The organism is Pimelobacter sp. 30-1, from assembly GCF_018831735.1.
In the GTDB taxonomy this organism is placed as follows: Bacteria; Actinomycetota; Actinomycetes; order Propionibacteriales; family Nocardioidaceae; genus Nocardioides.
In genome coordinates this window covers 50,521-62,879 of record NZ_NHTS01000007.1, presented here as the reverse complement: position 1 = coordinate 62,879, position 12,359 = coordinate 50,521, and the positions used below count along the sequence as shown (strand labels likewise).

General features: G+C 74.7%; 13 protein-coding genes. All 13 read right to left on the bottom strand.

Features of this window, described 5'->3' with window-relative positions; translation table 11 throughout:
- Positions 1-8 precede the first annotated feature (8 nt).
- Positions 9-1,028 (bottom strand): LLM class flavin-dependent oxidoreductase, encoded by a 1,020-nt coding sequence (locus CCO04_RS18970; RefSeq protein ID WP_215815732.1) that lies wholly within the window; start codon positions 1,026-1,028, stop codon positions 9-11.
- A 27-nt stretch (positions 1,029-1,055) separates the two neighbouring features.
- Complete coding sequence (locus tag CCO04_RS18965) at positions 1,056-2,411, bottom strand: RsmB/NOP family class I SAM-dependent RNA methyltransferase (RefSeq protein ID WP_215815731.1); 1,356 nt, start codon at positions 2,409-2,411, stop codon at positions 1,056-1,058.
- Complete coding sequence (gene fmt / locus CCO04_RS18960; protein WP_215815730.1) at positions 2,408-3,334, bottom strand: methionyl-tRNA formyltransferase; 927 nt, start codon at positions 3,332-3,334, stop codon at positions 2,408-2,410. Before fmt ends, CCO04_RS18965 begins: the two co-directional genes overlap by 4 nt.
- On the bottom strand, positions 3,331-3,876 hold the full coding sequence (def, locus tag CCO04_RS18955; protein WP_215815729.1) for a peptide deformylase: 546 nt from the start codon (positions 3,874-3,876) through the stop codon (positions 3,331-3,333). The genes fmt and def overlap by 4 nt, the downstream gene beginning before the upstream one ends.
- 48 nt (positions 3,877-3,924) lie before the next feature.
- Positions 3,925-5,973 (bottom strand): primosomal protein N', encoded by a 2,049-nt coding sequence (locus tag CCO04_RS18950; RefSeq protein WP_215815728.1) that lies wholly within the window; start codon positions 5,971-5,973, stop codon positions 3,925-3,927.
- Positions 5,974-6,060: 87 nt separating this feature from the next.
- Positions 6,061-7,260, bottom strand: coding sequence for a methionine adenosyltransferase (metK, locus tag CCO04_RS18945; protein ID WP_215815727.1), 1,200 nt, complete (start codon positions 7,258-7,260; stop codon positions 6,061-6,063).
- A 79-nt stretch (positions 7,261-7,339) separates the two neighbouring features.
- Complete coding sequence (gene coaBC / locus CCO04_RS18940; RefSeq protein WP_215815726.1) at positions 7,340-8,575, bottom strand: bifunctional phosphopantothenoylcysteine decarboxylase/phosphopantothenate--cysteine ligase CoaBC; 1,236 nt, start codon at positions 8,573-8,575, stop codon at positions 7,340-7,342.
- 13 nt (positions 8,576-8,588) lie between these two features.
- Positions 8,589-8,912 carry a DNA-directed RNA polymerase subunit omega gene (gene rpoZ / locus CCO04_RS18935; protein ID WP_257751028.1) on the bottom strand — a complete coding sequence of 108 codons (324 nt, stop codon included), beginning with the start codon at positions 8,910-8,912 and terminating at the stop codon, positions 8,589-8,591.
- A gap of 8 nt (positions 8,913-8,920) precedes the next feature.
- The gene (gmk, locus tag CCO04_RS18930) at positions 8,921-9,487 is read right to left on the bottom strand and encodes a guanylate kinase (RefSeq protein ID WP_215815724.1); all 567 of its coding nucleotides are present in this window, start codon (positions 9,485-9,487) and stop codon (positions 8,921-8,923) included.
- A complete protein-coding gene (mihF, locus tag CCO04_RS18925; RefSeq protein WP_215815723.1) occupies positions 9,480-9,800 on the bottom strand; it encodes an integration host factor, actinobacterial type in 321 nt (106 codons plus the stop codon). The genes gmk and mihF overlap by 8 nt, the downstream gene beginning before the upstream one ends.
- 106 nt (positions 9,801-9,906) lie before the next feature.
- A complete protein-coding gene (locus CCO04_RS18920; RefSeq protein ID WP_215815722.1) occupies positions 9,907-10,380 on the bottom strand; it encodes a hypothetical protein in 474 nt (157 codons plus the stop codon).
- A complete protein-coding gene (pyrF, locus tag CCO04_RS18915) occupies positions 10,377-11,201 on the bottom strand; it encodes an orotidine-5'-phosphate decarboxylase (RefSeq protein ID WP_215815721.1) in 825 nt (274 codons plus the stop codon). The genes CCO04_RS18920 and pyrF overlap by 4 nt, the downstream gene beginning before the upstream one ends.
- On the bottom strand, positions 11,201-12,358 hold the full coding sequence (locus CCO04_RS18910; protein ID WP_215815720.1) for an alpha-hydroxy-acid oxidizing protein: 1,158 nt from the start codon (positions 12,356-12,358) through the stop codon (positions 11,201-11,203). The genes pyrF and CCO04_RS18910 overlap by 1 nt, the downstream gene beginning before the upstream one ends.
- Position 12,359 lies beyond the last annotated feature (1 nt).

Sequence of the window (12,359 nt, the reverse complement as noted above, 5' to 3'; positions counted from 1 at the left end):
GGCGCCCCTCAGCGCCAGCCGAGCGCGGGCGCCACGTGGGTGAGCACCGACTCCAGCACGTGGGCGTTGTAGTCGACGCCCAGCTGGTTCGGGACCGTCAGGAGCAGGGTGTCGGCCTCGGCGATCGCCTCGTCCTCGCGCAGCTGCTCGACGAGCTGGTCCGGCTCGGCGGCGTACGTCCGGCCGAAGATCGCGCGCATGTTGTCGATCTGGCCGACCTGGTCGGACTCCTCGCGGCCGGTGCCGAAGTAGGCCCGGTCCTCGTCGGTGACGAGCGGGAAGAGCGAGCGGCTCACCGAGACCCGCGGCGTGCGGTCGTGGCCCGCCTCGGCCCAGGCAGCCCGGAACTCCCGGATCTGGTCGGCCTGCTGGACGTGGAACGGCTGGCCGCTCTCGTCCTCCTTGAGCGTCGAGCTCATCAGGTTCATGCCGAGACCGGCGGCCCAGCGGGCGGTGCCGTTGGACGCCGCTCCCCACCAGAGCCGGTCGCGCAGGCCCTCGGAGTGGGGCTCGAGACGCAGCAGGCCGGGCGGGTTGGCGAACATCGGGCGCGGGTTCGGCTGGGCGAAGCCCTCACCCTGGAGGACGCCGAGCAGCACCTCGGTGTGCTTGCGGGCCATGTCCGCCTCGGTCTCGCCCTCCGCGGGCGCGTAGCCGAAGTAGCGCCAGCCGTCGACGACCTGCTCCGGCGACCCGCGCGAGATGCCGAGCTGGAGCCTGCCCTCGGAGATGAGGTCGGCCGCGCCGGCGTCCTCGGCGAAGTACAGCGGGTTCTCGTAGCGCATGTCGATGACGCCGGTGCCGATCTCGATCCGGCTGGTCCGGGCGCCGATCGCGGCGAGCAGCGGGAAGGGGCTGGCGAGCTGGCGGGCGAAGTGGTGCACCCGGAAGTACGCGCCGTCGGCGCCGAGCTCCTCCGCCGCGACGGCGAGGTCGATCGACTGCAGCAGCGCGTCGGAGGCCGTCTGCACCTGGGAGTGCGGGCTGGGCGTCCAGTGGCCGAAGGACAGGAATCCGATCTTCTTCACGCTGGTTGAACCGTCAACTATCTCTCGTCATTCCCGGCGGAGCAGGGCGAGGAACATCGCGTCGGTGCCGTGCCGGTGCGGCCAGAGCTGGACGGTGCCGGGCAGCGGCCCCGCCGCGTCCGGTACGGCGGGCAGGTGCGCCGCCACGTCGTCGAGGCGCAGCCCCGGGGTGCCGGCGAGCGCGGCGGAGACGACCTCGGCGGTCTCGGCCAGCACCGGCGAGCAGGTCGCGTAGAGCAGCGCTCCCCCGGGCCGCAGCACCCGCACGGCCTCGGCGAGCACGGCGCGCTGGAGGGCGACGAGCGCGACCAGGTCGTCCGGCGTACGCCGCCAGCGGGCCTCGGGCCGCCGGCGCAGCGCGCCGAGGCCGGTGCAGGGCGCGTCGAGGAGGATCCGGTCGGCGCTCGCGTCGGCGAACGGCGCCCGGGTCGCGTCGGCCTGGACGACACCGGCCAGACCGGGTCCCGCGGCGGCCGCGCGGGCGACCAGGCGGGCCCGGTGGTGGTGCAGCTCGACCCCGGTCAGGGCGGCGCCGCGCTCGGCGGCGAGCGCGGCGAGCAGGGCCGCCTTGCCGCCGGGACCGGCGCACAGGTCGAGCCAGCGCTCGTCGCGGCCCTCGACCGGGGCGGCGGCGAGCGCGAGGGCGACGAGCTGGGAGCCCTCGTCCTGGACGCCGGCCCGGCCCTGGGCGACCGCGGGCACGCCGGCCGGGTCGCCGCCGTCGAGGGTGACACCGAAGGGCGAGTACGGCGTGGGCGCGCCCGGGAGCTCGTCGCGGGTGGCGCGTCCGGGGCGGGCGACCAGGGTCACCCGCGGCGGGACGTTGTCGGCGGCCAGGAGCGCGGCGACCTCGTCCTCGCCGACCGCCTCGGCGAGCGCGTCGACCACCCAGCGGGGGTGGCTCTCGGCGACCGCGAGGTGGCCGTGCGGGTCGCTCGCGGCGTCGGGCGCCACGTCGGCCAGCCAGGCGTCGAGGTCGCGCGCGGAGACCTTGCGCAGCACGGCGTTGGCGAAGCCGCCCGCGCCGTGGCTGACCTGGGCGCGCACCAGGTCGACCGTGGTGCTGATCGCGGCGTGGGCCGGGACCCGCATCGCGAGCAGCTGGTGGGTGCCGAGTCGCAGTGCGTCGAGGACGGCGGACTCGACCTTGCGCAGCGGACGGTCGATGCAGGCGGCCAGGACGGCGTCGTAGGTCGCCTGACGGCGTACGGTGCCGGCCGCGAGCTCGGTGACGAAGGCGGCGTCGCGCCCGCTCAGCCCGTGCTGGGCGAGGACGGCGGGCAGCACCAGGTTGGTGTAGCCGTCCTCGACCCGGACCGCGCGAAGGACCTCGAGCGCCGCGACCCGCGCCGGGTCCACCCGCCGCCGGCCGCGGGTGCTCACTCGAAGCTCGCGGTCTCGGGCAGTCGCACCCCGCGCGCCCAGTCGGCCGCGCCCATCTGCTTCTTGCCGAAGGCCTTGACCTCGGTCAGCCGTACCGTGCCGGAGGCGGTGCCGACGAGGACCTCGTTCTTGCCGACCTGGATCGCGCCCGGCGCGAGGTCCGGGCCTTCGGCGACGATCTCGACCCGGCCGAGCTTGACCCGCTCGCCGTCGAGCGTCGTCCAGGCGCCGGGACCGGGCGTGCAGGCACGGATCCGGCGGTCGACGCCGACCGCGGGCTCGGACCAGTCGACGCGGGCGTCGTCCACGGTGATCTTGGGGGCCAGGCTGACCCCCTCGGCGGGCTGCTCGCGCGCCTCGAGCGAGCCGTCGGCGATGCCGTCGAGGGTCGCCACGAGCAGGCCGGAGCCGCCCTCGGCGAGCCGGGCGAGCAGGTCGCCGGCGGTGTCGGTGGGCCGGATCCGCTCGGTCATCACGCCGAACGTCGGACCGGCGTCGAGCGCCTTGACGATCCGGAAGGTGGTGGCGCCGGTGTACTCGTCGCCGCCCCAGATCGAGTGCTGGACCGGGGCCGCGCCGCGCCACGCGGGCAGCACCGAGAAGTGCAGGTTGACCCAGCCGTGCTCGGGGATGTCGAGCGCGCTCTGCGGGATCAGGGCGCCGTAGGCCACGACCGGGCAGCAGTCGGGACGCAGTGCGCGCAGCGCCTCCTGGAACTCAGGGTCGCGCGGGTGGTCCGGCTTGAGCACCGGTACGCCGAGCTCCTCGGCCCGCTGGGCGACCGGGCTCGGGGTGAGCTTGCGGCCGCGGCCGGCGGGCGCGTCGGGACGGGTGACCACGCCGACCAGCTCGTGCGGGGACGCGGCGATCGCGTCGAGTGCGGGGACGGCGACCTCGGGGGTCCCGGCGAAGACGACCCTCATCGGCCGAAGCCTCCCGTCGCGTGGGGCGAGACCCGGATGGTCGGCTTCTCCAGCCCGAACCACTCCGACTGGCGGATCTCGCGCATCGCGGCCTTGCGGCCGGCGTCGTCGAGCCGGTCGATGAACAAGATGCCGTCGAGGTGGTCGGTCTCGTGCTGGATCGCGCGGGCCAGGTAGCCGCTGCCGTCGATGGTGACGGGGTCACCGTGCATGTTGAAGCCGGTCGCGATCACCGAGAGGGCCCGCAGGCAGTCGTAGGTGAGCTCGGGCAGGGACAGGCAGCCCTCGGGACCGTCCTGGGTCTCGTCGGACAGGCTCAGCTGGGGGTTGACCAGGTGGCCGACCTCGCCCTCGACGTTCCAGGTGAACACGCGCAGGCCGACGCCGATCTGGGGCGCGGCCAGGCCGGCCCCGGGCGCCTCGAGCATCGTGTCGGTCAGGTCGGTGACCAGCTGGCGCAGCTCGGCGTCGAAGTGGACGACCTCGAGCGCCGGCTTGCGCAGGATCGGGTCGCCGAAGAGGCGGATGGGTCGGATAGCCACCGGCCAAGCCTAGCGAGCACCCGCTGCACCGCTGCGGGGCGGCCGGGCTCAGTCGAGCTCGGCGGGGTCGACCTGGATCCGGACCGGATCGAGCTTGCGCGCCGAGCGCAGCCGCTGGGCCTCGGCGAGCGCGCGGGCCAGGTCGGCCCCCTGGCTGCGCGGCACCCGGACGACGACCCGCTCGACCTCGTCGTCGCGGGTCGGGACCGGGCCCAGCACCTCGCCCGGCGCGGGCAGGTCGAGCAGGGTCAGGACGTCGTCGAGCGCGCCGGGTGCGCCCCGGATCGTGGCGACCCGGGCCGCCGGCGGCAGCCGTGCCTCGCGCCGCTCCTCGGCCTCGCGGGCCGCGAAGCCCGCCGGGTCCCAGCGGACCAGCGCCTGGAGCGCCGGGACCGCCGGGTCGCCGACCGCCAGCGCGCGCCCGCCCGCGCCGAGCAGGCCGACGGCATTGCACCAGCGGCGCAGGGCCTCCTCCGAGGCGCGCATGCTGTCGCGGCCCAGCGCCCACCACGTGTCGAGCAGGACGACGACGGCGTAGCCGTCCTCGGCGACGGGTTCGGCGCCCGGGGTGGCCACGACGATGCGCGGCTCCGGGCCGACCCGGGCGCGGATCTGGTCGCCCGAGGAGGAGACCACCGGCACCTTGGGGAAGCTGCGGCCGAGCTCGTCGGCGGTCCGGGCGTCGCCGACGATCGGGGCGCGAAGGCCGGCGGCGCCGCACTCGGGGCACGACCAGGCCGGTGCCTCGGTCGCGCACCAGCGACAGCGCGGCGGCGTGGTCGGCCCGGTGAGCTGGAGCGGGCCGGCGCAGGCGGCGCAGCGGGCCGGCGTACGGCAGCGCTCGCAGGCCAGGCGCAGGACGTAGCCCGCCCGTGGGGTCTGGACGAGCACGGGACCGCGCTCCAGCCCCCAGCGCAACGCGTCATGGGCCTCGCGCGGCACCCGGGCCCCACCCCCGCTGGGATCGCGCAGCAGGGCGACGTCGCTGGCCCCGCTGACGCCGATCAGCGCGCGCTCGCGCACCGCGGCGCGCGGCAGCGCGATCTCGCGGGCCCAGCCGGTCTGGAGCAGGTGCTGGGCCTCGACCGTTCGGCTGAAGCCGCCGATCAGGGCGGCCGTGCCCTCGTGCTCGGCACGCAGCAGCAGCACCTCGCGGGTGTGGGGGTACGGCGCGCGCGGCTCGGCGTGGAGCTCGTCGCCGTCGTCCCAGATGACGACGAGGCCCAGGTCGTGGACCGGCGCGAAGGCGGCGGAGCGGGTGCCGACCACGATCCCCCGGTCCCCCCGGCTGACCGCGAGGAACTCGCGGTAGCGCTGGGCCGGACCGGGCTCGGCGTGCAGCGCGACGTGGTGGCCCTCGCCGAGCAGCTCGGTCAGCGCCGCGTCGAGGCGCGCGACGTCGCGGTGGTCGGGCAGGCACAGGAGCGCGCCCCGCCCGGCCGCGCGCGCCGAGGCGGCGAGCTGGGCGAGCATCGCCGGCCAGTCGTCGCCGGGGGCCGCCCCCCACACGGCACGCGGGGCGTGCCCCTCGCGCACGTGGGCCAGGAAGGGCGCGGCCGCGGGGTAGTCCGCCCAGGCGCGGTCGGCGGTCGCCGGGTCGTGCACCAGCACCGGCTCGGCCGGCGTGGGCTCGCGCTCGACGGTGGCGTGGCGCGGCGGCACCGCGAGCCGTCGTACGTCGGCGCTGACGCCGGCATAGCGCTCGGCCACCCGCCGGCACAGCGCCTCGACCGCCGGGCTCAGCACCGGCTCGGGACTGACCAGCCGGCGCAGCGGGACGAGCGTCCCGTCGTGGTCGGAGGCCGCCGCGCGCTCGATGACGTAGCCGTCGGCCTCCTGGCCCGCGAACCGGACCTTGACCCGGGCGCCGGGGCGGGCGCCGTCGGCCATCGCGACCGGGACGGCGTAGTCGAAGACCCGGTCGAGGTGGGCCAGCGGCAGGTCGAGCACGACCCGGGCCACCGGCTCGTGCTCGGCGATGACGGCCCCCGCGACCTTGCGGGCCCGGGTCGCCGCGGCCTTGGCCCGGCCCTCCTTGACCCGGTCGCGGACGAGACCGGGCAGCTCGAGGGCCGGCTCGTCGGGGGTGGGGGTCATGGCGGCAGTTCTACCAGTGCCCCACGACGGAACACGCCCGCCGTCCCTGGGGGACGACGGGCGTGCGACGCGCGGATGTGCGGTGGATCAGGCGCCCACGGCGGCCTTGAGCGCCTCGGCGCGGTCGGTCCGCTCCCAGGTGAACTCGGGCAGCTCGCGGCCGAAGTGACCGTAGGCGGCCGTCTTGGCGTAGATCGGGCGGCGCAGGTCGAGGTCGCGCAGGATCGCGGCCGGGCGCAGGTCGAAGACCTCGAGAACGGCGGCCTGGATCTTCTCGTCCGGCACGATGCCGGTGCCGAAGGTCTCGACGAAGACGCCGACGGGCTTGGCGACACCGATCGCGTAGGCGACCTGGACCTCGGCGCGACGGGCCAGGCCCGCGGCGACGATGTTCTTGGCGACCCAGCGCATCGCGTAGGCAGCGGAGCGGTCGACCTTGGACGGGTCCTTGCCGGAGAACGCGCCGCCACCGTGGCGGGCCATGCCGCCGTAGGTGTCGACGATGATCTTGCGGCCGGTCAGGCCGGCGTCACCCATCGGGCCGCCGACGACGAACTTGCCGGTCGGGTTGATGTGGAGCTTGTAGCCGTCGAAGGGGACGCTGGTCTTGAACTGCTCCAGCACCGGCTCGATCACGTGGGCCGTGATGTCGGCGGCGATCTGCTCCTGGGTGACGTCCTCGGCGTGCTGCGTGGACAGCACGACGGTGTCGACGCGCACGGCGCGGTCGTCCTCGTCGTACTCGATGGTGACCTGGGTCTTGCCGTCGGGGCGCAGGTAGTCGAGCGTGCCGTTCTTGCGGACCTCGGTGAGGCGCTCGGCCAGCGTCTGGGCGATCTTGATCGGCAGCGGGAACAGCTCGGGGGTGTCGTCGCAGGCGTAGCCGAACATCAGGCCCTGGTCGCCCGCGCCCTGCTTGTCCAGCTCGTCGGCGGAGCCGCCCAGGCGCACGTCCTCGGCGGTGTCGACGCCCTGGGCGATGTCGGGCGACTGGGCGCCGATCGCGACCTGGACGCCGCAGGAGTTGCCGTCGAAGCCCTTGGCGGAGGAGTCGTAGCCGATCTCCAGGATCTTGTCGCGCACCAGCTGGGCCACGGGCGCGTAGGCCTCGGTGGTCACCTCACCGGCAACCACGACGAGACCGGTGGTCAGCAGCGTCTCGACGGCGACCCGGCTCTTGGGGTCGTGCTCGAGGAGGTAGTCGAGGACGGTGTCGCTGATCTGGTCCGCGATCTTGTCCGGGTGACCCTCGGTCACCGACTCCGACGTGAACAGACGTCCGGTCATGGTGGTGGGAACTCCTGGTTGGGGGCTGGATGGGCGGTGGTCCAACGATACGGACGGCACGAGGTGATGCCCGAGAGTCTCAGGAAAGTCGGGCGACGACCTGGTCCCAGATGAGGTGCGCGAGCGCCGACTTCGAGCCGTGCGGTACGTCGACCGCGGACCCGTCGGAGCCCAGGATCACCGCCTCGTTGTCGGTGCTGCCGAAGACCGCGCCGCCGCTGACGTCGTTGACGACCAGCAGGTCGCAGCCCTTGCGGGCCAGCTTGGCCCGGGCCAGGTCGAGCACGCTGCCGGTCGCGTCACCGGTCTCGGCGGCGAACCCGACGATCACGGCCTCCGGGCGGGCCCGGTGGGTCGAGATCTCCTTGAGGATGTCGGGATTCTGTTGCAGCGTGATCGCCGGGGCCGATCCGTCGTCGGCCTTCTTGATCTTGACCTCGGAGGTGCTCACCGGCCGGAAGTCGGCCGGCGCGGCGGCCATCACCACCGCGTCGGCGCCCGCGGCCGCCGACAGCACGGCGTCGCGCAGCTCGGCGGTGGACTCGACGCGGACCACCTTGACGCCGGCCGGGTCGGTCAGCGCGACGTTGGCCGCGATCAGGGTGACCTCGGCGCCCCGGGCGGCCGCGGCCCGGGCCAGGGCGTAGCCCTGGCGTCCCGAGGAGCGGTTGCCCAGGAAGCGGACCGGGTCGAGGCGCTCGCGGGTGCCCCCCGCGGAGACGACGACGTGGCGCCCGGCCAGGTCGTGGATCCCGGCCGCCGGGGCCGCGGCGGACTGGGAGCGGGCCAGGATGTCGCGGGCGACCTCGAAGATCTCCTCGGGGTCGGGCAGCCGGCCCTTGCCGGTGTCGGCGCCGGTCAGCCGGCCCTCGGCCGGCTCGATGACGATCACGCCGCGCGAGCGCAGCGTGGCGACGTTGGCCGTGGTCGCCGCGTGCTCCCACATCTCGGTGTGCATGGCCGGGGCTAGGACCACCGGGCAGCGCGCCGTGAGGAGCGTGTTGGTGAGCAGGTCGTCGGCGAGCCCATGGGCCGCCTTGGCCATCAGGTCGGCCGTGGCCGGCGCGACGACGACCAGGTCGGCGCCCTGCCCGAGGCGGACGTGCGGCACCTCGTGCACGCCGTCCCACACCTCGGCCGACACCGGCTTGCCCGACAGTGCGGCCCAGGTGGGCGCACCGACGAACTCCAGGGCGGCCGCGGTGGGGACCACGGTCACGTCGTGGCCGGACTCGGTGAAGCGACGCAGCAGCTCGCAGGCCTTGTAGGCCGCGATGCCACCGGAGACGCCGAGCACCACGCGGGGCCGGGACATGGGCGCCGTCAGATCACTCGGCGTCGGCCGCGGGAGCCTCGGCAGCCGCAGCGGCGGCCGGCTCGACGAGCTCGGACGGGTCGATGTCCTCGCAGGTCAGGAGGTCCTGGTTGATCTCGCGCAGCGCGATCGAGAGGGGCTTCTCCTGGACGTGGGTCTCGACCAGCGGGCCGACGTACTCGAGCAGGCCCTCGCCCAGCTGCGAGTAGTAGGCGTTGATCTGCCGCGCGCGCTTGGCGCTGTAGAGGACCAGCTTGTACTTGCTGTCGGTCTTGGACAGCAGGTCGTCGATGGGAGGGTTGGTGACACCCTCAGCGGCGATGTTCGGGGCAGACACAGAGGTCCTCACTGATCGTGGACGGAATCAACCATCAAGGCTATCAACTCATCGACGGCAGCGTTAACTTCGCGGTTGACGATGGTCACGTCGAACTCGGCCTCGGCGGCCAGCTCGTCGCGTGCGGTGGCCAGTCGGCGCTCGCGTTCCTCCTCGGTCTCGGTCCCCCGGCCGACCAGCCGGCGGACCAGCTCGTCCCACGACGGGGGCTTGAGGAAGACGAAGACGGCGTCCGGCGCGGTCTCGCGGACCTGGCGCGCACCCTGGAGATCGATCTCGAGCAGGGCCGGGCGCCCGGCCGCCACCGCGGCCTCGACCGGACCGCGCGGGGTGCCGTAGCGGTGCACACCGTGGACGATCGCCCACTCCAGCATCTGGCCCTCAGCGATGAGCCGGTCGAACTCGGCGTCGTCGACGAAGTGGTAGTGCACGCCGTCGACCTCGCCCGGGCGCGGGGCGCGGGTGGTCGCGGAGACCGACAGGTAGACCTCGGGGTGCTCCTCGCGGACGGCAGCGGCGACCGTGCCCTTGCCGACCGCGGTGGGCCCGGCGAGGACGAAGAGACGGCTACTCACCGGCGGCGAACTCGCGCTCCAGCGCGGCGACCTGCTTGGCGCCGAGACCGCGCACGCGCCGGGACTCGGCGATGCCCAGCCGCTCCATGACCTGGCGGGCCCGGACCTTGCCCAGACCGGGCACCGACTGGAGCAGGTCGAGGACCTTCATCTTGCCGATGACCTCGTTGACCTGACCCTGCGCGAGCACGTCGCTGATCGAGGCACCCGAGTTCTTGAGCCGGTTCTTCACCTCGGCCCGCTCGCGGCGAGCGGCCGCCGCCTTCTCCAGGGCGGCCTGGCGCTGTTCGGGGGTCAGGGGAGGCAGAGCCACGGGTGAGGGGTCCTTCGGTCAGTGGTCGCGGGGCGGTCGCGCCGCCGTCGGCCAATCTAGCCAGAAGGGCTCGGCGGCGGCAACGCGGGTGACGATCAGGTGACGATCAGAGGCTGAGCGGTGTCTTGCAGACGTCGCGGGCCTGCTGCTGGACCCGGGAGAGCGCCGCGGCGGTCTCCCGCGAGCCCAGCCGGACGGCGGCGGTGTCGATCGCCTGGCGGTCCTCGGCCGACACCGAGGCGGGCGGGTCCGCACGGTCGTAGGTCGCGGCGTCGACGCCGGCCGCGCTGAGCGCGTCGTCGAGGTCGCTGACCCGGGCGACGACGAGCTGCCAGTCCGCCCGGATGTCCTGGGGGGCCTTGGCCGCGAGCGCCTCGAAGCTCGGCAGCGCGCGGATCAGGCCGACCTGGGGGCCCGCGGACAGCGCGGCGCCGACCTGCTCGCGGCGGCTCTCCACCTCCGAGCAGTACGACGCGAAGGGGTCCTCGTCGTCACTCCCCCGCAGCCACAGGAAGCCCCCCACGAGCGCCACCGCCACGACGACGGCAGCGCCGGCGAGCCACCGGCCGCGCCGGCTCACCCGAGCAGCTCGCGCAGCTCGTCGTTGCCGCGCCGCACGGCACCGGACAGGGCGGCCGGGTCCGGGCCGAGGCGCAGCACGCCGCGGGAGGAGGTGGCCAGGACGTTGCCGACACCGGCACCGAAGATCCGGCGCAGGTCGGCGACGGTGCCGCCCTGCTCGCCGTACCCGGGGGCGAGGATGGGGCCGTTGAAGGCCAGGTCCAGGCCGCGGTCGTCCTCGAGCGTGGCGCCGACGACGGCGCCGTAGGAGCCGAGGGGGCTCGCGCCCTCGTTGAGCCGGCGCAGGTGGTCGAGGACGGTCGCCGAGACGGTCCGGCCGTCGGTGAGCGCCTCCTGGACCTCGGGGCCCTCCTTGTTGGAGGTGGCAGCGAGCACGAACAGGCCCGCGTCGAACCGGGCAGCGGTGTCGACGAACGGCTGGAGCGAGCCGAAGCCGAGGTAGGGGCTGACCGTGACCGCGTCGCAGGCCAGCGGCGAGGCGGGGTCGAGGTAGGCGTCGGCGTAGGCCTGGGAGGTGGAGCCGATGTCGCCGCGCTTGATGTCGAGCAGGACCAGGGCCCCGGCCGCGCGGCCCGCCGCGATGACCTGCTCCAGGACGGCGACGCCGCGGCTGCCGAAGCGCTCGTAGAACGCCGACTGGGGCTTGATCACGCTGCAGTGGGGGGCGACGGCCTCGACCGCGGCGAGCGCGAACCGCTCGAGCCCGGCGACGTCGTCGTCGTACCCCCAGGCGTGGAGGAGCGCCGCGTGCGGGTCGATGCCGACGCAGAACGGTCCGCGGTCGGCGACGGCGGCGACGAGTCGGGCACCGAAGGTCATCAGGAGGTCCTCCGCAGGGCGTCGGGGCCGAGGTCGGCCAGGGTCGGGTAGCCGTCGACGGCCATGATCAGGTCGGCCTCGGCGAGCATCGAGCGGACCTGGTGGACCGCGCCGGGCACACCGCCGAGGGCGAGGGCGTAGGCGTAGGGACGCCCGATCGCGACCGCGTCGGCGCCGAGGGCGACCGCCTTGACCACGTCGGCGCCGGTGCGGACCCCGGAGTCGAAGACGACCGGCGCCCGCCCGTCGACCGCAGCGACCACGTCGGGCAGCCAGTCGAGCGCCGCTCCCCCGCCGTTGGCCTGGCGGCCGCCGTGGTTGGAGCAGTAGATCCCGTCGACGCCGGCGTCGAGCGCCTGGCGCGCGTCGTCGGGGTGGCAGATGCCCTTGACCACGATCGGCAGGTCGGTCAGCGAGCGCAGCCAGGGCAGGTCGTCCCAGGTGACCGGGTGGCCGAACGTGCCGGCCCAGGTCATCACGACGGTGCCGAGGTCGGGGTTCGGCCCGGTCATCTCCTGGAAGACGGGATCGGAGGTGTAGTTGGCGAGCGCCTTGCCGCGCAGCTGCGGGAAGTTGCCCGAGGCCAGGTCGCGCGGGCGCCAGCCGGGCACCCAGGTGTCGAGGGTGACCACGATCGCCTCGTAGCCGGCCGCCTCGGCCCGGCGTACGAAGCTCTCGGCCAGCTCGCGGTTCTTGGGCGTGTAGAGCTGGAACCACTTCGGCGCCTCGCCGGCCGCCGCCGAGACCACCTCGAGCGGGTCGCTCATCAGCGTGGAGCCGATGAACGGGATGCCGGTCGCCGCGGCCACCTCGGCCGCGTGGACGTCGCCGTGCTGGTCGGGCGTGCAGATGCCGATCACGCCGACCGGCGCCAGCACGAGCGGGCTCGTCAGGGTGCGCCCGAACAGCTCGACCGAGAGGTCGCGCTCGGCGGGCGCCCGCAGCATCCGCGGGACGACGGCGTAGCGCTCGAACGCCGCGACGTTGGCGCGCTGGGTCGACTCGTCACCCGCGCCGCCCGCGACGTAGGTGCGCAGCTCGGGCGGCAGTGCCGCCAGCGCCCGCGCCTCGAGGTCGGCGTAGTCGAACGGGTGGGCGGGCAGGACGCCGCCGAGGGCGCCGAGGTAGAGCTCCAGCTGGTAGTCGCCGAAGCTCATG